The 23,136-nt window shown below is 67.0% G+C and carries 18 protein-coding genes and 1 pseudogene; 10 read left to right on the forward strand and 9 right to left on the reverse strand.

The window, feature by feature from the left end:
• Window positions 1-27 precede the first annotated feature (27 nt).
• Window positions 28-249, reverse strand: a complete 222-nt coding sequence (locus tag ABTY62_RS45250; protein WP_352135233.1) for a DUF397 domain-containing protein — start codon at window positions 247-249, stop codon at window positions 28-30.
• On the reverse strand, window positions 249-1,124 hold the full coding sequence (locus ABTY62_RS45255; protein WP_352135234.1) for a helix-turn-helix domain-containing protein: 876 nt from the start codon (window positions 1,122-1,124) through the stop codon (window positions 249-251). Before ABTY62_RS45255 ends, ABTY62_RS45250 begins: the two co-directional genes overlap by 1 nt.
• A 254-nt stretch (window positions 1,125-1,378) precedes the next feature.
• On the opposite strand from ABTY62_RS45255, the gene ABTY62_RS45260 reads away from it, so the two are divergent.
• Window positions 1,379-1,771 carry an ATP-binding protein gene (locus tag ABTY62_RS45260; RefSeq protein WP_352135235.1) on the forward strand — a complete coding sequence of 131 codons (393 nt, stop codon included), beginning with the start codon at window positions 1,379-1,381 and terminating at the stop codon, window positions 1,769-1,771.
• Between the two features lie 572 nt (window positions 1,772-2,343).
• Here ABTY62_RS45260 and ABTY62_RS45265 read toward each other — a convergent pair.
• The 5 genes and pseudogenes from ABTY62_RS45265 to eccCa form a co-directional block, all read right to left on the reverse strand.
• Window positions 2,344-2,874 (reverse strand): annotated as a pseudogene (locus ABTY62_RS45265) (helix-turn-helix domain-containing protein); the annotation flags it as partial.
• Between the two features lie 120 nt (window positions 2,875-2,994).
• Entirely contained in the window at window positions 2,995-3,639 is a 645-nt protein-coding gene (locus ABTY62_RS45270; RefSeq protein ID WP_352135237.1) for a hypothetical protein, read from the reverse strand.
• A gap of 20 nt (window positions 3,640-3,659) precedes the next feature.
• The gene (locus ABTY62_RS45275) at window positions 3,660-5,852 is read right to left on the reverse strand and encodes a hypothetical protein (protein ID WP_352135238.1); all 2,193 of its coding nucleotides are present in this window, start codon (window positions 5,850-5,852) and stop codon (window positions 3,660-3,662) included.
• A 9-nt stretch (window positions 5,853-5,861) separates the two neighbouring features.
• Window positions 5,862-6,338 carry a hypothetical protein gene (locus ABTY62_RS45280; RefSeq protein ID WP_352135239.1) on the reverse strand — a complete coding sequence of 159 codons (477 nt, stop codon included), beginning with the start codon at window positions 6,336-6,338 and terminating at the stop codon, window positions 5,862-5,864.
• 196 nt (window positions 6,339-6,534) lie between these two features.
• Window positions 6,535-10,491 carry a type VII secretion protein EccCa gene (gene eccCa, locus ABTY62_RS45285; protein ID WP_352135240.1) on the reverse strand — a complete coding sequence of 1,319 codons (3,957 nt, stop codon included), beginning with the start codon at window positions 10,489-10,491 and terminating at the stop codon, window positions 6,535-6,537.
• 175 nt (window positions 10,492-10,666) lie between these two features.
• On the opposite strand from eccCa, the gene eccD reads away from it, so the two are divergent.
• The 6 genes from eccD (at window position 10,667) to ABTY62_RS45315 (ending at window position 18,007) form a co-directional block, all read left to right on the forward strand.
• Entirely contained in the window at window positions 10,667-12,142 is a 1,476-nt protein-coding gene (gene eccD, locus ABTY62_RS45290; RefSeq protein WP_352135241.1) for a type VII secretion integral membrane protein EccD, read from the forward strand.
• Window positions 12,143-12,383: 241 nt separating this feature from the next.
• Entirely contained in the window at window positions 12,384-12,671 is a 288-nt protein-coding gene (gene rpsO / locus ABTY62_RS45295) for a 30S ribosomal protein S15 (protein WP_030414166.1), read from the forward strand.
• A 431-nt stretch (window positions 12,672-13,102) separates the two neighbouring features.
• Complete coding sequence (locus ABTY62_RS45300) at window positions 13,103-15,349, forward strand: polyribonucleotide nucleotidyltransferase (protein WP_352135242.1); 2,247 nt, start codon at window positions 13,103-13,105, stop codon at window positions 15,347-15,349.
• Window positions 15,346-16,725: a M16 family metallopeptidase gene (locus tag ABTY62_RS45305; protein WP_352135243.1), complete on the forward strand. Its 1,380-nt coding sequence runs from the start codon at window positions 15,346-15,348 to the stop codon at window positions 16,723-16,725. Before ABTY62_RS45300 ends, ABTY62_RS45305 begins: the two co-directional genes overlap by 4 nt.
• 62 nt (window positions 16,726-16,787) lie before the next feature.
• Window positions 16,788-17,540, forward strand: coding sequence for a 4-hydroxy-tetrahydrodipicolinate reductase (gene dapB, locus ABTY62_RS45310; protein ID WP_352135244.1), 753 nt, complete (start codon window positions 16,788-16,790; stop codon window positions 17,538-17,540).
• Between the two features lie 8 nt (window positions 17,541-17,548).
• Entirely contained in the window at window positions 17,549-18,007 is a 459-nt protein-coding gene (locus ABTY62_RS45315; RefSeq protein ID WP_352135245.1) for a tetratricopeptide repeat protein, read from the forward strand.
• 51 nt (window positions 18,008-18,058) lie between these two features.
• On the opposite strand, the gene ABTY62_RS45320 is transcribed toward ABTY62_RS45315, so the two are convergent.
• Both ABTY62_RS45320 and ABTY62_RS45325 read right to left on the reverse strand, forming a co-directional pair.
• On the reverse strand, window positions 18,059-18,610 hold the full coding sequence (locus tag ABTY62_RS45320; RefSeq protein ID WP_352135246.1) for an SCO5741 family PH domain-containing membrane protein: 552 nt from the start codon (window positions 18,608-18,610) through the stop codon (window positions 18,059-18,061).
• Between the two features lie 63 nt (window positions 18,611-18,673).
• A complete protein-coding gene (locus ABTY62_RS45325) occupies window positions 18,674-18,925 on the reverse strand; it encodes a hypothetical protein (protein ID WP_352135247.1) in 252 nt (83 codons plus the stop codon).
• A gap of 189 nt (window positions 18,926-19,114) precedes the next feature.
• Here ABTY62_RS45325 and thyX point away from each other — a divergent pair, with 189 nt between their 5' ends.
• The 3 genes from thyX to ABTY62_RS45340 all read left to right on the forward strand — a co-directional run bounded on the left by thyX (window position 19,115) and on the right by ABTY62_RS45340 (window position 22,774).
• Entirely contained in the window at window positions 19,115-19,855 is a 741-nt protein-coding gene (gene thyX, locus ABTY62_RS45330; RefSeq protein WP_352135248.1) for an FAD-dependent thymidylate synthase, read from the forward strand.
• A 209-nt stretch (window positions 19,856-20,064) separates the two neighbouring features.
• Window positions 20,065-20,964, forward strand: coding sequence for a 4-hydroxy-tetrahydrodipicolinate synthase (dapA, locus tag ABTY62_RS45335; RefSeq protein ID WP_352135249.1), 900 nt, complete (start codon window positions 20,065-20,067; stop codon window positions 20,962-20,964).
• Between the two features lie 124 nt (window positions 20,965-21,088).
• Window positions 21,089-22,774, forward strand: coding sequence for a ribonuclease J (locus ABTY62_RS45340; protein ID WP_352135250.1), 1,686 nt, complete (start codon window positions 21,089-21,091; stop codon window positions 22,772-22,774).
• Window positions 22,775-23,136 lie beyond the last annotated feature (362 nt).

Raw genomic sequence — 23,136 nt, forward strand, 5'->3', positions numbered from 1 at the left:
GTTGAGGGCGCTTCTTGTTCTGTGCCCTCAGTCGAGAGTGCCCGCCGCGGCAGCCGAGACGAAGGCGCGCCAGGCGGCAGCGCTGAATGAGGTGTGGGCCAGGTCCGGGCGCTTGGAGTCCCGGAGGGTTATTCGCCCTTGGACTGTCGAGATTTCTATGCAGTTGTCGTTCCCGCCGCTGTACGAACTTCTCAGCCATTGGCGACTGTCCAGCTCGTGAGGTGTCGGGCTCGGGGTTCCTATGCCCACTATTCGAGCTCCTTGATGAGTTTGCGGAACCGTCGTTGAGTATCCGAAGGACCTAGCGCACGTGCCCGTAGATGGTCGAAGACGTCGACGTAGCGGTCGACATCTTTTGGATCCTCGAAGCAGACGGAGTTGGTCAGGTTTTCAACCCACACTACTTCGGGAGTGGGGTTCGGGAAATCCATGAGCACGAACGAGCCGTAGAGCCCTGCGTGCGCACCCTGCTCAAGGGTGAGGAACTGCAGCGTGATGCGGGGATGTTCGCAAACCCCGATCAGGTGCTCGATCTGCTGCTGCATCACTTCGGCTGATCCGACGTGGCGGCGGATGGCGGCTTCATCGATGACGACCCACAGCTTGGGTGCTGCCTCTCCGCTGAGAAGCTCTTGTCGTCGCAGACGGACCTTGACGAGTGCTTCGGTCTGACGCGCAGCAAGGTCGCTTCGCATCTCGGTGATGATCGCCCGCGCGTAGTCCTCGGTCTGCAGCAGACCCGGCACCAACAGGGGCTCATAGCTGCGCAGGGAAACCGCACTGCTCTCAAGGGCCAGGTAGCCCCCGTACTGCGTCGTGTTGACCACTGCGGCGTACTTCTTCCACCACGGTCGCTTCTGGGCCTGGTCCGCCCGCACCAGGTCGAGGATGTCTTCGCGCCCTGCTGGATCGTTGACCCCGTAACAGTCGAGAAGTGCCTTGACGAGGACGGGGGTGGTGCCCCGATCGCCGGTCTCGATGCGGCTGAGCGAGCCGGCGCTGACCTCTACGCGGTCTGAGACCTCGGCGAGTGTCAGCTCCGAGTCCTCGCGCAGCTCCCGCAAGCGAACAGCAAGTTGACGGCGGTACACGGACTTTGGCTTCACGCTCTTCTTCCATGTCATGGGTTCAGTGTGGTGACCGGAGGACGTGCCTGGCAACTTAGTCGGGCAATTTTCCCGACTAGCTTGCCTCGATGCGTACCGCAGTGCCATGGTTGCCCTGCGTGACAGCCTGTGTGTGCTGTGTACGCGACTCTCCTTCGCCACCAACCCTCTTGCGAGGTGATCGCATGGGCGCGCCCTCTCGCCCAACCTTGTCCGGATGCCCACCGACGCGAGTCGGCTGGGAGGGCCCGGTACTGGGCCGTGACCGTGTCGTGGCGCACGCGCGACACAGAACTGCGTCATGGGTCCGCGAACAGTGGCGCCTACCCGAGGCGGCCTTCCAGGCCGAATCCGTTGTGGGTGAGCTGTGCGCAAACGCCCTGCGGCACGGTGGTGGCCTCGCCTCGCTGGACTTGATCCTCTGCGAGGAGACGGCCTACTGCCCGCCCAGCCTGCGCATCCTGGTCGGCGACTACCTGCCGTATGCGCACCCGCGGCTCGCCGACGATCCCAACGCTGATCTCGGTGAACATGGGCGAGGCCTGCTCATGGTCACGGCGCTGACGGCCGGCTGGGGATGGCACCGCATCGGCGCGGACCTGAAGCAGGTGTGGTGCAAAATCATCCTGCCGCTCGACGCGCTTCCGTGGCTCACTCGATCTTGAAGGAGACTCCTCCAAGGCGGGATGCCTCTGCCTCTGAGGTGAAGTTGACGGGATCCGGCATCCCTGCCGCATGGCGAGATTGGATGACGGGATGGCGCGGTACTCGTGTTACCGACTGGGTGACCACCCTGTGTCCGAGGACCTCCGCGTGCTGCTGACGGCTCACTGGGAGGGCCGCAGCGGGCTGGCCCAGTAGTTGCTCAGCATCACCCTTCTGGAGCCGGATCAGGTCCACCCGTTGACGGATGACAGTTACCTCGGCGACGGGGAACGCGACGACCCTGTTCGACGGCGGCCATCGCGCGTCGGCGCCAGCTCAGCGCCCACGCCGGTTACCCGCAGTAGCTTGGCGCGGGTGTCGGCGGGATCGACCTCGCGCTCGATTATCCAGGTCCACTCTTCGGGGTGGCGTCTTTGGTGAGGCGGTCTTCCGTGTTCCAGATGAGGGTCGGGCTGTAGAGGAGCGTGTGGGTCTTGCGGATCAAGTGGCGATGCGGGTGCCCTGGTGGGCGCGGTCTCCGGTCGTGGGATGGTCAGGTGCGGTGGCGTGGGTCTGCTTGCCTGCCGTGTCACGCGATTAGGCGATACCAGGAATGATCGTCCGCATCGGTCACGATTTTCGTCTCGGTCAGCCCCCTGCGACCGGATTGACCAGCAACACCCCGCCGGCAATGTCCATCTGCCACAACTGCATTTGTCGATCCCGCTGCCAGCACTTGTAATCCGCCCGCCGCCGACGCTGAGCACCCAGCTCCACCAGCCCATGCCGCACCATGGCCCGATACACCGTCATCCGGGACGGCACCCGGATCGACCGTCCCTGCCCGCTCCAACACATACGCGATCCGCCGCGGCCCCAACCGGGATACTCGCGCTGCAGCTCGCACACCGCCGCCTACCTCGGCAGAGGCCTGAGGCGGACACGAGACCGACGTGCGTGAGCGATCCGCCAGCCCCGCCAGGCCCGAGGCGGCATACCGTGACTTCCAGCCGCTAACCGTCTGTCGCGATCTCCTTAGTTGAGCGGCGACTTCCGTCACTGTCACACCCGCCAGCACCGCCCGATGCCTCTGCTCGACAACCGACAACTCCACCGGTACCAGTCCCGGCCTCCTGCCACACGCCGCAACGACGCGTACAGAAGAGCCGATCACGGCCACTGTCAACCATCAGCTCGGACCGGACATTATCGCCAGTGAGGTATGTGTGAAGGTGACGGTTAATCAGGCAGGAAGTACATGATCTGATGGGGTCGGCAGAAAAGACCTTTCTTGACAGTCGACCGCTTTTCGTGCATAACTGGCCATTTGGATCGTTATGTTGGCGAGTCGCTGCCTCAGCTCTTGCCCGTCGATGCGCATACTACCTCGTACGTGGGTCTCAATCATGAGAGCGAACTCCCCTACGGGCTTACGGTCTGCCAGTTTTGGATTGCACTGCACATACATGATCGATCTGTGTGGCCAGGAGATGGCGCCTCTGCCTGCCTCGAACTGGATCGCTTTGCCGTCGTCGCCCGCCATTCTTTTCTCATCTTCGATCCATCCATCGAATGTTGTGTCCCGAACCCTTGCTTCAACATGGATGCCCGACTTTTCGTGGGTAAATATATTGCATGTTGCCTCCCAGAAGGTGAAGCCAGATTTTGTTTGGAAATTCCGCAAGTTGACGCTCTCGGTGTCCTGGAGGGTTTTCTTTATCGTCTCCCGAGAGATAGCGCCACGGCAAGGCTTGGCTGGCAACTTGTCCAGGCCGTCTTTCTGGAAGAAAGACACGTAGATGCTTGCCCCAAGGGCAATCGCAGCGACTGAGAGAAGAGCCGTTACAAGGATCATTGCTCTTCTTGAGAGGCTTCGGAACGGTTTCATCTGTCTCGATCCATGGGTCGCTATGGACGGTTTTCGTAATCATCCAAGTTGTCGTTCGACCAGCCCCATCCCTCTCTCACGCCCTCGCTGATTAGTAGGTCCATTGATCCTCTCTGAATGGATGAATCGTGGGCGGCAAGCGCTTCCTGGCCCGACCATTGGGTTGAACTAATTGCAGATTCTTTGGAGCTAGCCAAATCGTGGCCGGTACGGTAAACGGCTTCATCTCTGGTGTCAATCTCTCGAGCACCGCTAATGTTGTCGATTATTTGGCTGGCTGCCGTTGACACAAAGCCACTCCCGAGTGCGCCCAGCGCGCCACCTGTGGGATCGTTAGGCGTGAGGGATGCAAAACCCGTAGAGATAGCTGCGGAACAAAAACTATTGGCCCACTGGGATTGGCGCTGGAAGCCCTCGTTCGTAGCCTTGTCAGCGTCAATTGCATCGGTTTTTGCGGCGTCGGCCAGAGAGTGGCCCAAAACTCCCTGCACGTGCCCTGTGTTTATTGCGATTTCCTTGATTACCTCCTCGGGTTTTCCATCATATGCTTCGGGGTGAATCAGATGATATTCCATCAGAGTGGCGGCGTAGGCATTCTGTCCGTAGGTGACCGCGGCGTAAGCATCTGGATCCCGCGCGAGAGCGTATAGGAACCGATTGGTGTCAGCTTCGTTGAACCTATCAGCAGGGCTACTCGTTGGGAAAATTACATCTATGGAGTATTTGCCCCCGCCTGCAATCGATCGATTGACTTCCGGCATGTAAGCGGCGGCCATGCGGCCGAAACTATCTCCAATTTCCTTGTTGACGAGAGAAGCATCCTTAGAGATCGCCTCTATGACGTTCCGCATGATGTGGCCCTGAGCGCTGTTGCGTTCCGGAGCTGTCAGCGGTGGAGCTTCGGCATCGTAGCGGTACCCATATACGGCCGACTCGAGAGCGTGACCCAGTACATTCGGGCGCTGGCCGCCTTCCGGGGAATGCAGCAGGTAGTTCAAGTCGTCCTTGTTTTTGAATAGATCTTGTGCGGCCTCGGGGTTTCGGGAGTTGGCGTCGAGAAGTCCGGCGATCGGATCACCTCCGAGGGACTTTCCGTAATTATTTTCGGTGTTGAGATCAATGCGCCACCTGCTATCGCTTGATGTTGGCCAATTCCAATCCTCTCTGTCCATCTTCAGCATGTCGTGGTTGATCCGCTTGAGGAAATCAGCGCTGAAGTTGCCATGTTTGAGCAGGGGGCCGAGGGATTGGTATCCATAAGGCATGGCTTGGTGGAGGAGGCCAGTGCCATCGGTGCGCATGTCGATGCGCTCATGGCCAGCCTTCTTCAGGCCTTCCACCCACTTGGCATCCAAATATCCGTCCTTGCCGACGTGCTTGGTGGCGGCTGCGAGCGTGGTGCCCAGGTGTTTTTGAATGTCTGCGGCTGTCTTGTTTTCACTTGCGTCGCCGTGCAGGCTTATGGAAGTGGCGAGCCAGGCATTGAAGTGGAGTGCTTCTTTGGGACCCAACTGCCCGTAGAACCTCGTCGCGAAGACTTTGTCGTTCGCATGTATATCGAAGAGGTGATCCAGCTTGAGTAGATCTTCCTTCGACAAGTCCCCACGCTTGCGAGCAAGACGCAGAGCCGTGTTGGCGTCCGCAGTTGACAGCTTGGTGTCGGCTGCGCGAAGCGAGTCGTAGCGGACGTCGGCAAAGTCGTACGGGTTCTTATCGACAAGGGTGTGGAGAGCCCGCGATGCCGCTTTGTCTGCTTCGGTCGCTTCTCTGACCACCTTATCAATTCGGGCTTGATACTTCTCGATTTCAGCTGCGCTCGGCAGATCTTCTTTATTGTCCTTGCTCAGGCTGTCCGTGCGGGTGTGGCCAACAATGCCGCCGGGGCTGATGGTCATATGTGCCGGCATTTCGTCGACCAGTGAGTGAAGTCGACTCTTGGCGTCCTTGAAGGCGGTGTGCACATCGCGCAGGATATTGCGACGGCTCGTGGCCTCGGCGATGGCGTGGTGAAACTCTTTGGTGGTCTTCTCGATGAAGGGCTTGGTCACGCCGGCGTTCTTACCCGCCCAGTCGGCACCTTTCGCCTTGGCCAACATCCCTTTGTCGGCTTCTTCTGCGAGCGTTTTGAGCTTCTTGACAGTCTCTGTCCAGTCGGCGACCGCCTCACTGAGAGACTTCAGCCTGAGGTGATAGAGGTCCTCGAATGATGGCACTGAAGCTCCTCAGTGGAAGTACTTGTTGATTTTGGACAGGGTCAGCCGTTCGCCGTTGATGTCGCGCATCGTGTAGGCCAGGTCAGCGTCGTCTTTGGCGTGTGACTTGGCGGAGAAATCGAGGTGATTGGAGATGTGGGCGCAGGCTTCCTGCAAGGTGCCGAGCTTTGTGTGCCACACTTCATCGGCTTTGCTGAGTGCCGCCCCTGTCTCAAGGTGGCCTTCCGTGAGGTCGGTGGACGCCTGGAGAGTGGTGATCTGAGCCCAGCCCCCGTCCGACATGATCCTGTCGTACAGAAGGAACGCGTCGTGCCCGATCCTGCCGAGCTCGTCGCTCTTCACGCTCAGGTCCGGCTGTGTCGACCCGCCGCCGCTTGGGAGGCCCCGACCGCCGCTTCCGTCATCGACGTGGTTGAGCCGCATCTGGGCTGGTTGTCCTTGCGCTGCCTGCGAGCGAAGTTCACTCCACTCCTCGTCGAACGACACGCTTCTCTCCCCTGGTGTGCGTGTTTGAGACCCAAAGTCACAAGTCACGTTCAGCTTAGGACAGTTGACCGTACGTGCGGGTAGCCGGGCGGGCGTGTCGCCGTGAAAAACGCTCTGCCCCGGGCCAGTTCGGCCCGGGGCAGAGGTTGGTGAGTGCTGGGTGTGCTTCGCCGCGCCGTGAGCGAAGCAGGAGCGCTTACTGGTCCGGCAGCCAGCCCAACTGGACCAGCGGGGTTCCGCGCTTGCGGGAGACGAAGAAGCCGCGGCCCGGGGGCATGGGGCGGGGGCGGACGCCGCCTAGGAGGTCGCCTTCCGTCGGGTCGCCGGAGAGTAGTACGCCCTGGGCGCCGAGTTCCTTGATGCGCTGCATGAAGGATTCGAACATCGACCGGGAGGCGCCCGCGGAGTTGCGGGCGATGATGAAGCGCATGCCGACGTCGCGGGCGAAGGGGAGGTTGTCGGTGAGGACGGCCATGGGGTTGCCGCTGCTGGTGGAGACGAGTTCGTAGTCGTCGATGATGACGAAGAACTGCGGTCCGCTCCACCAGCTGCGGTCGCGCAGCTGCTGGGGGGTGATGTCGGGCTTGGGGGCGCGGCGTTCCATGAGGCCGTTGAGGGCGGTGGTGTGGACCTGGAGGGCCGAGGCGATCGGCGCGTACTCCAGGAGGTGGGTGTCGGGGATGACGTCGAGCAGGGAGCGGCGGTAGTCGCCGACCACGATCTTCGCCTCGTCCGGGCCGTAGCGTTCGGTGATCTGCTTGGCGATGAGGCGCAGCAGAGCCGTCTTGCCGGATTCGCTCTCGCCGAAGACGAGGAAGAAGGGGTCGGATTCGAAGTCGACGAAGACGGGTTCGAGGTTGGTCTCGTCGATGCCGATCGCGATGCCGTGCTGGGGGTATTCGAAGCCCTTGGGGAGGTCTTCGGCGCGGAGCCGGCGGGGGAGGAGGCGTACGCGGGGGGCGTGCGGGCCGTTCCAGCCGCTGCGGACCGCGCTGATGAGCTCGCCGAGGGCGTCCGTGATGTCGTCGGGGTCGCTGCCCGAGTCGATACGCGGCTGGGCGCCCATGAAGTGGAGCTTCTCCGGGAGCTGGCCGCGGCCGGGGACGCCCGGGGGCACGTTCGCGGCGACCTTGCGGTCGAACTCGGAGTCCATGGTGTCGCCGAGGCGCATCTCGAGGCGGTTGAGGAGCTGGTCCTTCAGAGAGGCGCGGACTTCCATGTTGCGGGAGGCCGTGACGACGATGTGGATGCCGTAGCCGAGGCCGCGGCCCGCGATATCGGCCACGACCCCTTCCAGCATGTCGTACTCCTGCCGGAAGTTGGCCCAGCCGTCGATGACGAGGAAGACGTCGCCCCAGCCCTGTTCCGTGTGCTCACCGCGGGACCGCTGCCGCCGGTAGGTGGCGATCGAGTCGATGTTCTTGGCGCGGAAGTACTCCTCGCGCCGGGCCAGGATGCCCGCGACCTCGGCGATGGTGCGGCGCACCCGCTCCGGGTCCAGGCGGGAGGCGATGCCGCCCACATGCGGCAGGTCGGCGACGGTGCTCATGCCGCCACCGCCGAAGTCCAGACCGTAGAACTGCACCTCGGCCGGGGTGTGGGTGAGCGCGAAGGCCGAGATCAGGGTGCGCATCAGCGTGGACTTGCCGGACTGCGGGCCGCCGACGACCAGCATGTGGCCCGCGGCGCCGGAGAAGTCGCGGTAGAGCACGTCACGCCGCTGTTCGAAGGGCTTGTCGATGAGGCCGAGCGGGACGACGAGGTTGCCCAGGCGCGGGTATTCGGGCGCGGTGAGACCCCGGCCCTCGACCGGGGACAGCGGCGGCAGCAACTGGTCCAGCGAGGGCGCCTCGTCCAGCGGCGGGAGCCAGACCTGGTGGGCCGGGGCGCCCTGGCCCTCCAGCCGGCGGACGATGACGTCGAGGACCGTGTCGGCCAGCGCGTCGTCCTCCTGGCGTGACGGGGTGGTCAGCGCCGCCGGGTCCGGGGTGGTGTAGGTGACCGGGACCGGGGAGGCCGTGAAGAGCACCGGCCGGCGTTCGATGGGCAGCGAGGTGCCGTCGAAGTCGGCCGGCGCCACCCCCGTGCGGTACACGCCGGAGACGTACGCGGCCTTGAAGCGCGTCATTTCGTCCGTGCCGAACTTCAGATAGCCGGAGCCGGGGACGGACGGGAGGTGGTAGGCGTCCGGCACGCCCAGTGCCGTACGGGACTCGGCAGCGGAGAAAGTCCGCAGACCGATGCGGTACGACAGGTAGGTCTCCAGGCCGCGCAGCCGGCCCTCCTCCAGCCGCTGAGAGGCCAGCAGCAGATGCACACCCAGGGAGCGGCCGATACGGCCGATCTGGATGAACATGTCGATGAAGTCGGGCTTGGCCGTCAGCAGCTCGCTGAACTCATCAATCACCAGGACGAGTGAGGCCACGGGCTCCAGCGGGGCGCCGGCCGCCCGCGCCTTCTCGTAGTCGTGGATGTTCGCGTAGTTGCCGGCCGCGCGCAGCAGCTCCTGGCGGCGCTGGAGCTCACCGGTGATCGAGTCGCGCATGCGGTCGACGAGCGTCAGGTCGTCCGCGAGGTTGGTGATGACCGCCGCCACGTGCGGCAGGTGTGACATTCCCGCGAAGGTCGCACCACCCTTGAAGTCCGCGAGGACGAAGTTCAGCGTCTCGGACGAGTGGGTGACCGCGAGCCCCAGCACCAGGGTGCGCAGCAGCTCGGACTTGCCGGAGCCGGTGGCGCCGACGCACAGACCGTGCGGGCCCATGCCGTCCTGCGCCGCCTCCTTGAGGTCCAGCATGACCGGCGAGCCGTCCTCGCCGACCCCGATGGGCACCCGCAGCCGCTCGGCCACCGAGCGCGGCCGCCAGGTGCGCGTGACATCCACCGAGCCCGCGTCGCCGAGCCCCAGCAGATCGGTGAAGTCGAGGTTGGCCAGCAGCGGTTCGTCGTCGTCGCCCCCGCCCATCCGCAGCGGTGCCAGCTGCCGGGCGAGCGCGTCCGCGGCCTCCAGGGACAGCAGGTCCGGGACGCCGTCGTACGCCGCGACCTGCGACAGCAGCTCGAGCTTCCCCGGCCGCACGATCACCGAGAGACCGCCGCGCAGCTCGTCGAGGTCGCCCGGCACCACCTCGAGGACAGTGACGCCCTGAAGGCCCTCCTGCGCCGCGAACGCCGACTCCGGCGGCACCATCCCGCCGTCCAGCACGACCACCACATGCGGTTGGTCGAGCAGCGGCTGCGCGTCCTTGCTGAACCGGGAGCGCCCCTCCAGGCGCCCCTTGAGCAGCTCCTCCAGCTCCGCGAGGGAGTCGCTGAACAGCCGTCGCGAGCCGGCCCCGTCGATCGCGCCCGGCACCTGGAGGTGCGGCAGCCACTTCGTCCAGTCCCAGTGGGGCGCCGCGCTGCGCGGCGCGACCACCGCGATGACGAGGTCCTCGGGCGAGTGGAGGGTGACCAGGTGGGCGACCAGCGCCCGCGCCGCGCCCCGCACCGAATCCGGCTCCCCGGACACCGTCACGTGGTAGAAGGCGCGCAGCGACACCGCCATCGGCATCTGCTCCAGCGACCCCTGGGTCGCCAGGAACTTCTGCATGGCGCCCGCCGTCAGCGGCTCGAGGTCGTCGACCGCGGCTGTGTCGGGGGCGACCAGCGGGGTGGACAGCTGCTGTGAGCCGAGCCCGATCCGGATCTGCCCGAAGTCGTTGTCGCTCGCCCGCCGTTCCCACACCCGGCTGCCCTGGGCCACGATCGACCACAGCTGGTCGGGGGAGGGGTGCAGGTAGAACTGCGCGTCGCGCTGCGACCGTGCGGTGCGCCGGATCGTACGGCGGGTCTGGGCGAGGTACTTGAGGTAGTCGCGGCGCATGTCCGCGAGCTGCCCCTGTGAGCCCTGCCGGTGCCGGATGAACATCGCCACGGTCATGCCGAGCGTGGAGAACATCATCATCACGCCCATGATCTTCATCATCGGCGCGGCGCCGGGCATGAAGAAGTAGACCATCGACGAAGCCATGCCCAGCGTGGGCAGCAGCTGCATCAGAACGCCCTCTTGCTGGCCGCGCGGCAGCTCAGGGGGCGATTCGAGGCGGAGTTCCTCGCTCGGCACCTCGGGCGGGAGGGCCCGCGGTTGGCGCTTGACGACGACCTGGCTCACCGGATCCCTCAACCCCTCCACGCAGATGAACAGTTCCTCTCCGGCACCCCCGTGGCGACGGACTCCCTCTGCGAGACGGCGATCCTACCGACGTATGAGCCGCTCGGCCCCGGTAGGGTGGCCGCCGCGCGTGCGGTGCCGTGCGCCGCTCCACAGCGAACAGGGGGCCATAAAGGTGAGTACGTCCGCTACGACCGGCTTCTGCAGGGTGACCGTGGTCGCGCCTGACAGTCGGATCGATGTGGCTCTTCCGGAGGACATCGCCGTCGCCGACGTCTACCCCGAGATCCTCCGCCTGACCGGACAGACTCAGCCCGTGGGCGCCCCCACCGGTTACCACCTCGTACGCCGCGACGGCACCGTCCTTGACGGCTCGCTGTCGCTGGGCGCCCAGCAGGTGCTCGACGGCGAGCTGCTGTCCCTGCGTCCCTTCGCCGAGTCGCTGCCGCCCGCCGTCTACGACGATGTGTCGGACGCCATCGCCTCCGCCGTCACCCGCGACCGGACCCTGTGGAGCGACGGGTACCTGCGCGCCTTCGGGCTGTTCGGCGGCTCCCTGTTGCTGGTCCTCATGGGCTTCGTGCTTTGGTTCGCCGATCCGCTCAAACATGACATGCACGGTCTGCCGGGCATCATCGCCGCCGCCGTCGCGGTGCTGCTCGCGGCCCTTGCGGGGGTACGGGCGCGGGTCTACGAGGACCGCGCCTCCGCGATCGCGCTCGGCCTCGCTGCCCTGCCACACGCCATGATCGCGGGCTCGGGGCTGCTCCCCCTCGACCCGGGAGAGGGCATCGGCCGCCTCCAGTTCCTGCTCGGCTGTGTCGCCGTCCTCGTCGTCTCGGTCGCCCTGGTGGTCGCCATGCCCACCGGCGACGCCCCGTTCGTCGCCGCGGTCTTCGCGTCGACCGTCGGCACCCTCGCCACCTTCTGCGCGATCCTCACCGAGGTCAGCCCCACCGAGACCGCCGCGGTGTGCGCCGCCGTCGCGATCGGCGCCATCGCGTTCCTGCCGGGCCTGTCGGCGCGCGTCGCCCGCCTGCCCATCGGATACGCCGCGCCGCGCTCGGCGGCCGAGGACGACGAGCTGGACTCCGGGTCCGGGTCCGGGCCCGCCCCCGAGCCCGTCGACGCCGACCGCATCGCCGCCCAGGCCCGCCGCGGCCACGAGATGCTGCTCGGCCTGGTCGGCGGCTGCTCCGCCATCATGGTCGGCGCCTCGTCCGTGCTCGGCTTCTCCGACAATGTCTGGGGCCAGGTGCTCGCCCTCGTCTCCGGCCTCGCGATGCTGCTGCGCGCCCGCCTCTTCCGCTACACCGCCCAGGTCGCCGCCGTTCTCTCCGCCGGCCTGATCGGCCTGGGGCTGCTCGTCCTCGGGCTGTCCCTGAACCCGCCGGCCGACGCCATGTTCAAGCTGCTGGTCCAGCACGACAGCGGCCCGTTGGACGTCCGTACGATCTGGCTCGCCGCCTCCGTCACGGCGGGCGCCGCGCTGATCACCGGCATCGCACTGATCATTCCGAAGAAGGGGCTCTCGCCTTTCTGGGGCCGCTTCTCCGACCTGGCCGAGAGCGCCCTGCTGCTCTCCCTGGTGCCCCTCGCCCTGGCCGTGCTGGACGTCTACAGCTCCGCGCGCAGCCTGACCAGCGGATGATGCGCAGCCTGACCAGGGGATGATGCGCGGCCTGGTCAGAGGATGAAGGTCGGCGGTCAAGAGGGTGGCCGTCGGCTGGTAAGGTGTGCGGCGGCCGTTTGTGTACGCGCCCCCGGAGCTCTCGTACGAGCACTCTGGAGACAGCGCCCAGCGGACCTCGCCTCCCGAGTCACGGAAGCTCCCCTGAGACCAAGACCAGGGGCACTCGGTGGCCGAACAGAAGAACCTGAAGGAGTACCGCGTGTCGCTCGACGCCGCTACGAAGAAGCAGATCATGGCCGAGTTCGCCACCAAGGAGGGCGACACCGGTTCCCCCGAGGTCCAGGTCGCGCTGCTCTCGCGCCGCATCTCCGACCTGACCGAGCACCTCAAGACCCACAAGCACGACCACCACTCCCGTCGTGGTCTGCTGCTCCTGGTCGGCCAGCGCCGCCGCCTGCTGCAGTACCTGGCGAAGAAGGACATCACGCGCTTCCGTGCGCTGGTCGAGCGCCTGGGCATCCGCCGCGGTGCGGCGGGCGCCAAGTAAGACGCCGTGGCAGGGAGCGGTTCCCGGGACAGGGGACCGCTCCCTTTGCCGTACACGCCGCGGACCGGCGGCCGTACGCGCTACAGAACCGCGGCCGCATGGGCGGCGGAACCCGCGCGGCGCGCCGCGCACCGGGACCAGCCGCCGTCCGCGCACCTCGCCCACCGTCGGCGCCGATATCCACAGCCGTCGTGAGGATGGGCGAAGCTTTGTAGTCTGGTCCCAACAACGTCATAACGAACGAGGAGGAGCGCCTCATTCCCGTGGCACCGGCGCCATAGGAGCCGGTCCTCGGTAGTGGCTCCCGGAACTGGCAATTCCGGTAGCTTCGATCGAAGACCGGCCCGGCCGCCGGAGCAAGGCCAGGGGCGCTGCTCCACCACCGTTCCTCCGTCACACGGACGAGGGACGCAGAAGAGGAGATTTTCCTGGTGGAGAACGAGACCCACTACGCCGAGGCCGTCATCGACAATGGCGCCTTCGGCACCCGCACCATCCGTTTCGAGACGGGCCGCCTGGCCCGTCAGGCCGCCGGCTCCGCCGTGGCCTACCTGGACGACGACACCATGGTGCTGTCGGCCACCACCGCATCCAAGAACCCCAAGGACCAGCTCGACTTCTTCCCGCTCACGGTCGACGTCGAGGAGCGGATGTACGCCGCCGGGCGCATCCCCGGTTCGTTCTTCCGCCGTGAGGGCCGCCCGTCCGAGGACGCGATCCTCACCTGCCGCCTGATCGACCGCCCGCTGCGCCCGTCCTTCAAGAAGGGCCTGCGCAACGAGATCCAGATCGTCGAGACGATCATGGCGCTCAACCCCGACCACCTCTACGACGTGGTCGCGATCAACGCCGCCTCCTGCTCCACGCAGCTGGCCGGCCTGCCCTTCTCCGGGCCGATCGGCGGCACCCGGGTCGCCCTGATCAAGGGCCAGTGGGTGGCCTTCCCGACCCACTCCGAGCTCGAGGACGCCGTCTTTGACATGGTTGTGGCCGGCCGCGTCCTGGAGGACGGCGACGTCGCGATCATGATGGTCGAGGCCGAGGCCACCCAGAAGACCATCCAGCTGGTCAAGGACGGCGCCGAGGCGCCGACCGAGGAGGTCGTGGCAGCGGGCCTCGAGGCCGCGAAGCCCTTCATCAAGGTGCTCTGCAAGGCCCAGTCGGACCTCGCCGCCAAGGCTGCCAAGCCCACCGGCGAGTTCCCGATCTTCCTCGACTACCAGGACGACGTCCTGGAGGCGCTCACCGCCGCCGTCCGTGACGAGCTCGCCCAGGCGCTGACCATCGCGGGCAAGCAGGAGCGCGAGACCGAGCTGGACCGCGTCAAGGGTCTGGCCGCCGAGAAGCTGCTGCCGCAGTTCGAGGGGCGCGAGAAGGAGATCTCCGCCGCGTACCGGGCGCTGACCAAGACCCTGGTCCGCGAGCGCGTGATCAAGGAGAAGAAGCGCATCGACGGCCGCGGCGTCACGGACATCCGTACGCTGGCCGCCGAGGTCGAGGCGATCCCGCGGGTCCACGGCTCGGCGCTGTTCGAGCGCGGCGAGACCCAGATCCTGGGCGTCACCACGCTGAACATGCTCCGCATGGAGCAGCAGCTGGACACGCTGGCGCCCGAGACCCGCAAGCGCTACATGCACAACTACAACTTCCCGCCGTACTCCACCGGTGAGACCGGCCGCGTCGGCTCCCCGAAGCGCCGCGAGATCGGCCACGGCGCGCTGGCCGAGCGGGCGCTGCTCCCGGTGCTGCCGTCCCGCGAGGACTTCCCGTACGCCATCCGCCAGGTCTCCGAGGCGCTCAGCTCCAACGGCTCGACCTCCATGGGGTCGGTCTGCGCCTCGACCATGTCGCTGCTGAACGCCGGTGTGCCGCTGAGGGCCCCGGTCGCCGGTATCGCCATGGGCCTGATCTCCCAGGAGATCGATGGCGAGACCCACTACGTCACCCTCACCGACATCCTCGGTGCGGAGGACGCCTTCGGCGACATGGACTTCAAGGTCGCCGGCACCAAGACGTTCGTGACCGCCCTCCAGCTGGACACCAAGCTGGACGGCATCCCGGCGTCCGTGCTGGCCGCGGCCCTGAAGCAGGCCCGCGACGCCCGGCTGCACATCCTCGATGTGATGAACGAGGCCATCGACGTCCCGGACGAGATGTCGCCGAACGCGCCGCGGATCATCACCGTCAAGATCCCGGTGGACAAGATCGGTGAGGTCATCGGCCCCAAGGGCAAGATGATCAACCAGATCCAGGAGGACACCGGCGCGGACATCACCATCGAGGACGACGGCACCATCTACATCGGTGCCGCCGACGGCCCGGCCGCCGAGGCCGCCCGCACCACCATCAACGGCATCGCCAACCCGACGATGCCCGAGGTCGGCGAGCGCTACCTGGGCACGGTCGTGAAGACCACCACCTTCGGTGCCTTCGTCTCCCTGCTCCCGGGCAAGGACGGCCTGCTGCACATCTCGCAGATCCGCAAGCTCGCCGGCGGCAAGCGCGTGGAGAACGTCGAGGACGTGCTGAAGGTCGGCTCCAAGGTCCAGGTCGAGATCGCCGAGATCGACCAGCGCGGCAAGCTCTCGCTGATCCCGGTCATCGAGGACGAGGCGGGCTCGGACGCGAAGGACGCGAAGGACGCCAAGGACGAGCCGAAGGACGAAGCCGCCCAGTGACGTCCCGTGTTCACGCGGCGACGGCCCGCCCCTCCTCGGAGGGGCGGGCCGTCGCCCGTACCCAAACGCTTCTCAAGGGCGAGAACGGCATCGGGACGGTCCGCAGGACCACGCTGCCCGGGGGCCTGCGCGTCGTCACCGAAACCCTGCCGTCCGTGCGCTCGGCCACCTTCGGGATCTGGGCACACGTCGGCTCCCGCGATGAGACCCCGGTGCTCAACGGCGCCACCCACTACCTGGAGCATCTGCTCTTCAAGGGCACCCGGCGGCGCACCGCGCTCGACATCTCCTCCGCCATCGACGCGGTCGGCGGTGAGATGAACGCCTTCACGGCGAAGGAATACACCTGCTACTACGCGCGGGTGCTCGACACGGATCTGCCGTTGGCCATAGATGTCGTCTGCGACATGCTGACCGGCTCGCTGATCGACGCCGCGGACGTGGACGCCGAGCGCGGCGTCGTCCTGGAAGAGATCGCGATGACCGAGGACGACCCGGGCGACTGTGTGCACGATCTGTTCGCGCACACCATGCTCGGCGACACCCCCCTCGGCCGCCCGGTCCTCGGCACCGTCGACACGGTCAACGGGCTCAGCCGCGACCAGATCGCCCGCTTCTACAAGAAGCACTACGACCCCACCCACCTGGTGGTCGCCGCCGCGGGCAATGTGGACCACGCGGCGGTCGTCCGCCAGGTGCGCAAGGCGTTCGACAAGGCGGGTGCCCTGTCCCGTACGGACGCGGTCCCCGTCGCCCCGCGCGACGGCACCCGCACCATCCGGGCGGCCGGTCGCGTCGAGGTGCAGGGCCGCAAGACGGAGCAGGCGCATGTCGTCCTCGGCATGCCGGGGATCGCGCGCACCGACGACCGGCGCTGGGCTCTCGGCGTCCTCAACACGGCGCTCGGCGGCGGCATGAGCTCCCGCCTGTTCCAGGAGGTGCGGGAGAAGCGCGGGCTCGCCTACAGCGTCTACTCGTACACCTCGGCCTTCGCCGACTGCGGCCTGTTCGGCGTCTATGCGGGCTGCCGCCCGAGTCAGGCGCCGGACGTCCTCAAGATCTGCCGTGACGAGCTCGACCACGTCGCCCAGCACGGGCTCACCGACGAGGAGCTGCGGCGCGCGGTGGGCCAGCTGAGGGGCTCCACGGTGCTGGGCCTGGAGGACACCGGCGCGCTGATGAACCGCATCGGCAAGAGCGAGCTGTGCTGGGGCGACCAGATGTCGGTGGACGACATGCTGGCCAGGATGGCGGCAGTCACCCCGGACGAGGTGCGCGAGGTGGCTCGCGATGTACTGGGGCAGCGACCTTCGCTGTCCGTCATCGGCCCGCTGAAGGACAAGCAGGCGGCGAGCCTGCACGAGGCCGTCGCCTAGCCCGTCGGCCACGCAAGAGCGCACGATCAGCACGATCTTCAGGTAGCAGAGGGAAGCGAACGATGAGCAAGCTGCGCGTGGCCGTTCTCGGCGCCAGGGGCCGGATCGGCTCCGAGGCCGTACGAGCCGTGGAAGCCGCCGAGGACATGGAGCTGGTCGCCGCGCTCGGCCGGGGCGACAAGCTGGAGACGATGGTCGAGGCGGGCGCCGAGGTCGCGATGGAGCTGACCGATCCCGACTCGGTGATGGGCAATCTCGAGTTCTGCGTCCGGCACGGCATCCACGGTGTCGTGGGCACCACCGGCTGGACGGACGAGCGCCTGGCGCTGCTGCGGGGCTGGCTCGAGGCCGCGCCGGGCACCGGTGTGCTCATCGCGCCGAACTTCTCCATCGGCGCCGTGCTGACCATGCGGTTCGCCCGGCAGGCCGCCCGCTTCTTCGAGTCGGTCGAGGTCATCGAGCTGCACCACCCGAACAAGGCGGACGCCCCCTCGGGCACCGCGGCCCGTACCGCGCAGCTGATCGCGGAGGCCCGGGAAGAGGCGGGGTGCGCGCCGCAGCCGGACGCGACGAGCACGGCGCTGGAGGGTGCCCGCGGCGCCGACGTGGACGGGGTGCGGGTGCACTCGGTGCGGCTGCGCGGGCTCCTGGCCCACCAGGAGGTCCTGCTGGGCGGCGAGGGCGAGACCCTCACCATCCGCCATGACTCCACACACCACAGCAGCTTCATGCCCGGCGTGCTGCTGGGGGTGCGCCGCGTGGTGTCCGCTCCCGGCCTGACCCTCGGCCTGGAACACTTCCTCGATCTGGACTGAGACAAGCGGTGCGCGCAAAGATCACGTATTTCGTCCTCGCGGCCGTCCTGGTCGTGTACTTCGTCCTGGTCGGCAGCCGGGGCGTCCTGCTCATCGAGCAGGGCACGCCGCTGACCGTGGCCTTCGGCGCGGCCGTGCTGGTGCTGCCGGTCATCGGCGGCTGGTTCCTGTGGAAGACCACGGAGTTCGCGCGCAGCGCGAACAGGCTGGCCCGCGAGCTGGAGGCCGAAGGCGGCCTCCCGGTCGACGAGCTGGTACGGACGCCCGGCGGGCGGATCGACCGGGACTCCGCGGACGAGGTCTTCGCCAAGCGGCGGGCCGAGACCGAGGAGTCGCCGGATGACTGGCGCTCCTGGTTCCGGCTGGCCGTCGCCTACTACGACGCGCGTGACACGGTGCGCGCTCGTAAGGCGATGCAGCGCGCCATCGCCCTGCACGACGGCCGGCCGGTGCGGGCCCAGGGCTGACCCCGGGCCCGGTGGCTCAGCGCCCCGGCAGGTGACCCCGGTGCCGCCGGCTCAGCGGTACCGGGCCGCCGAGCCCTCGATCGCGTCGGCCGCCATGGCGAAGGACTCGGGGCGGCCGAGGAAGTCGGCGCTGTGGTCGGTGACGGCCACCCGGGGGGAGGAGCCTCCCGCCACCTCGATGAGCACCGCCTGTCCCTGGACACTCCGCGGCAGCCCCAGCCACCGCACCGGCTGCTGAGTCGTGCGTATCGCGGTGATCTGCGACCAGCGCATCGTCGTGGCCGAGAAGAGGCCCGTCAGCCGCAGCCCCTCCTCGTCCATCCACACGCCGGCCCGCACCAGTCGGACGGCGCACACGATCGCCAGCGCGGCGACCGCCACACACACGCCCGCGGCGGGCACCGAACCGGCGAGGGCGATGATCATCGCCGAGAACAGCACATACGAGGCGAGCAGCAGCAGGAGCGCGGCTCCGCCGACCCTCCAGGGACCCGGCCGGTACGGGCGCCGCCTGCGGCCCGGGTCCTCGTAGGGGAGGGCCGCTCCGGCCTCCGGCCCGTCGTCGTCAAGGGCGCGGTCCGCTGTCAGGAAGGGCAGGGGCACGAATGGTCCTCACTCACACACATGTCCGGATGGGCCTGTGGTGGGTGAGGCTATCCCAGGGGCTCAGCGTCCGTCCGACGCCTCCGACTGCTGCGACTGCTGCGTCTGGTGAGTGGTCCGCGGCCCGCTCTCGAGCGCGGGCAACCCGAACATGAGCGAGCCCACGAACCCGGCGACGATCGTGAGGGTGATGAGGATGCGGCCCGCTAGCTGCGACGGGGTGGCGCGGGGGCGGGGCGGCGGGGTGACATTGCTGCGGAACCGGTCGGCTTCTGCGACGAAGGCGAAGGGCACGGACTCGCGCCGGCGGAACATGATGGGGGCTCTCCTTGGAACCTCGAACGTGGGCACTTCAGTAGGTAGGACGCATGATCGGGTGGTGAGGTGCCCTTTTTCATCGACTTCTGTTGAGATTTTCAGGGTTGCGACCGGTCGGAGGGGATGTCGGAGGCGGCCCGTAAGCTGGGCGAGCCCCGAGCGAGCAAGACATGGAAGGACCCGCCGGTGACCGATATCCCCGCCGAGAGCGAGAAGGCCAGTTTCCGCAGCGACGTGACCGTCGAGCTGGTCAAGCACAGCGCGGCCGACTCCGATGTGCTGTGGGCCGCCCGGGTGTCCACCGCCGGCGAGCAGTCCCTCGAAGAGCTCACCAAGGACCCGGAGCGCTCCAAGGGGCTCATCAACTACCTGATGCGGGACCGGCACGGCAGCCCCTTCGAGCACAACTCGATGACCTTCTTCATCAGCGCCCCGATCTTCGTCTTCCGCGAGTTCATGCGGCACCGCGTGGGCTGGTCGTACAACGAGGAGTCCGGTCGCTACCGCCGGCTCGAGCCGGTCTTCTACGTCCCCGGAGAGGCCCGCAAGCTGGTCCAGCAGGGCCGCCCGGGCAAGTACGAGTTCGTGGAGGGCACCCAGGCGCAGCACGAGCTGACCGGCCGCGTGATGGAAGACGCCTACCGCCACGCGTACGAGGCGTACCAGGAGATGCTGGCGGCCGGAGTCGCCCGTGAGGTGGCCCGCTCCGTCCTGCCCGTGGGCCTGTTCTCCTCCATGTACGCGACGTGCAACGCGCGCTCGCTGATGCACTTCCTCGGCCTGCGCACCCAGCACGAGCAGGCCGCGGTGCCCTCCTTCCCGCAGCGGGAGATCGAGATGGTGGGCGAGAAGATGGAGGAGCACTGGGCCGGGCTGATGCCGCTCACCCACGCCGCCTTCAACGCGAATGGGCGCGTCGCCCCGTAGCGCTCCCTGGACACTCCTCGGACACTCCCCGGACGGGCCATGCGTGAGAGGTGTCCGTATTGCGGCGTTTCGTGAAGTTCATCTAGGCTGAACAAACGGATCCGGCACTGCCTGAACCCCCGAGCAGGCAGTGCCGGGTCCCATACCGCCGCCCCCGGTCGCCGCCCCGAGCGAGCACGGCGAGGCGCGCTACGAGTAGCGTGGGACCCATGGCACCGACATCCACATCGCAGACCCCTTTCGGGCGGGTGCTGACCGCCATGGTCACGCCATTCACCGCTGACGGCGCGCTCGACCTTGATGGCGCTCAGCGGCTCGCCGCCCACCTGGTGGACGCCGGCAATGACGGCCTGATCGTCAACGGCACCACCGGTGAATCCCCGACCACCAGCGATGCGGAGAAAGTCCAGCTCGTACGAGCCGTGGTGGACGCGGTCGGCGACCGCGCCCATGTCGTGGCAGGAGCAGGCACCAACGACACCCGGCACAGCGTCGAGCTCGCCCGTGCCGCCGAGCAGGCCGGCGCCCATGGCCTCCTGGCTGTCACGCCGTACTACAGCAAGCCCCCGCAGGAAGGCATCTTCCGGCACTTCACCGCCATCGCCGACGCCACCGACCTGCCGGTCATGCTCTATGACATCCCCGGCCGCAGCGGTGTGCCGATCAGTACCGAGACCATCGTGCGGCTCGCCGAGCACCCGCGCATCGTCGCCAACAAGGACGCCAAGGGCGACCTCGGCCGTGCCAGCTGGGCCATCGCGCGCTCCCGCCTGGCCTGGTACTCCGGCGATGACATGCTGAACCTGCCACTGCTGTCCGTCGGTGCCGTCGGTTTCGTGTCCGTGGTCGGCCACCTCGTCACCCCCGAGCTGTGCGCGCTGCTCGAAGCCCACACCTCGGGCGACGTGGCGAAGGCCACCGAGATCCACCAGAAGCTCCTCCCGGTCTTCACCGGGGTGTTCCGCACTCAGGGCGTCATCACGACGAAGGCCGCGCTCGCCCTTCAGGGCCTGCCGGGCGGGCCGCTGCGCCTGCCCCTCGTGGAGCTCACCGGCGAGGAAACGGAGCAGCTCAAGCGCGATCTGGCTGCTGGCGGGGTACAGCTGTAAATAGAGGCGATTTTCGCAACTTCGTACTTCACAAGTTCATACAGACACATCAAGCAAGTGCACGAATGTCACGCGCGCCATGTGCCCCACGGGGGCACGTGGCGTGTGTGGTGAGGAGAGTCTTTTGAGTCATCCGCATCCTGAACTCGGCCCTCCGCCGAAGCTCCCCGAGGGGGGACTGCGCATCACCCCGCTCGGCGGGCTCGGCGAAATCGGCCGCAACATGACGGTCTTCGAGTACGGCGGCCGGCTGCTGATCGTCGACTGCGGAGTGCTCTTCCCCGAGGAGGAGCAGCCCGGAGTCGACCTGATCCTGCCGGACTTCACGTCCATCCGGGACCGTCTCAACGACATCGACGGCATCGTGCTCACGCACGGCCACGAGGACCACATCGGCGGCGTCCCGTTCCTGCTCCGTGAGAAGCCGGACATCCCGCTGATCGGCTCCAAGCTGACCCTCGCCCTGATCGAGGCGAAGCTCCAGGAGCACCGCATCCGCCCGTACACGCTCGAGGTGGAGGAGGGGCGGCGCGAGCGGATCGGCCCCTTCGACTGCGAGTTCGTGGCAGTGAACCACTCCATCCCGGACGCCCTTGCCGTCGCCATCCGCACCCCGGCCGGCATGGCCGTGCACACCGGCGACTTCAAGATGGACCAGCTGCCGCTCGACGGCCGCCTCACGGACCTGCCCGCCTTCGCGAAGCTCGGCGAGGAAGGCATCGACCTTCTGCTCTCCGACTCCACGAACGCCGAGGTCCCCGGTTTCGTCCCGCCTGAGCGCGACATCTCCGGCGTGCTGCGCCAGGTCTTCGCCGACGCGCAGCGGCGGATCATCGTCGCGAGCTTCGCCAGCCATGTGCACCGCATCCAGCAGATCCTCGACGCGGCCCATGAGTACGGGCGCCGGGTCGCCTTCGTCGGCCGCTCGATGGTCCGCAACATGGGCATCGCGCGCGACCTCGGCTATCTGCGGGTACCGGCCGGGCTCGTGGTCGATGTGAAGACGCTCGACGATCTGCCGGACGACGAGATCGTGCTCGTCTGCACCGGCTCCCAGGGCGAGCCCATGGCCGCGCTGTCCAGAATGGCCAACCGCGATCACCAGATCCGGATCGTCCAGGGCGACACGGTGATCCTGGCGTCCTCGCTCATCCCCGGCAACGAGAACGCGGTCTACCGCGTGATCAACGGCCTGAGCCGGTGGGGCGCGAACGTGGTTCACAAGGGCAACGCCAAGGTCCATGTCTCCGGGCACGCCTCGGCCGGGGAACTGCTGTACTTCTACAACATCTGCAAGCCCGGGAACCTGATGCCGGTGCACGGCGAATGGCGGCATCTGCGCGCCAACGCCGAGCTTGGCGCGCTGACCGGTGTGCCCAAGAACCGCTGCGTCATCGCCGAGGACGGGGTGGTGGTCGACCTGGTCGACGGCATCGCGAAGATCGTCGGCAAGGTGCAGGCGGGCTATGTGTACGTCGACGGACTCTCGGTCGGCGACGTCACGGAGAGCTCGCTCAAGGACCGCCGCATCCTCGGCGAGGAGGGCATCATCTCGGTCTTCGTGGTCGTGGACAGCACGACCGGCAAGATCGTGGGCGGCCCGCACATCCAGGCGAGGGGCTCCGGTATCGAGGACTCCGCCTTCTCCGCGGTCATCCCGAAGATCGAGGAATCCCTGGCCAAGTGCGCCTCGGACGGCATCGCCGAACCGCACCAGCTACAGCAGCTCGTGCGGCGCTCGGTGGGCAAGTGGGTGTCCGACAGCTACCGCCGGCGCCCCATGATCCTGCCTGTGGTCGTCGAGGTCTGACGCCGGCTCAGCGCCCGCCCGGCGCCTAGCCACGAGCGGGGCTCCCCGATTTGCATCCGGGAGCCCCGCTCCAGTACGTTTACGGCTCCGCCAGAAGGGGAACCCCGAGCACTCAGCGTGCGAGGGAGGACCCGGAAGGCGGGTGGGAATCCGGCTCAGAGAATTCTGATAAAGTCGGAGACAGCCGAAAGGCAAAGGCCACTCCAACGGCCACCAGAAATGAAATTCGGACCGGGAACGGACCGGAAAACGGATCTGGTAAGGTTGGAAACACCGAAGGGAAGCGCCCGGAGAAACCGGTGAAACGGTTTCAAAGGAAGCGTCCGTTCCTTGAGAACTCAACAGCGTGCCAAAAGTCAACG

It is taken from the genome of Streptomyces sp. NPDC097640 (assembly GCF_040302705.1).
GTDB lineage: Bacteria > Actinomycetota > Actinomycetes > Streptomycetales > Streptomycetaceae > Streptomyces.

Coding starts and splice junctions, on each gene's coding strand:
- ABTY62_RS45255 (WP_352135234.1), bottom strand. CDS start 1,124: ATGACATGGAAGAAGAGCGTGAAGCCAAAGTCCGTGTACCGCCGTCAA.
- dapB (WP_352135244.1), top strand. CDS start 16,788: ATGAGCAAGCTGCGCGTGGCCGTTCTCGGCGCCAGGGGCCGGATCGGC.
- dapA (WP_352135249.1), top strand. CDS start 20,065: ATGGCACCGACATCCACATCGCAGACCCCTTTCGGGCGGGTGCTGACC.
- ABTY62_RS45325 (WP_352135247.1), bottom strand. CDS start 18,925: ATGTTCCGCCGGCGCGAGTCCGTGCCCTTCGCCTTCGTCGCAGAAGCC.
- ABTY62_RS45270 (WP_352135237.1), bottom strand. CDS start 3,639: ATGAAACCGTTCCGAAGCCTCTCAAGAAGAGCAATGATCCTTGTAACG.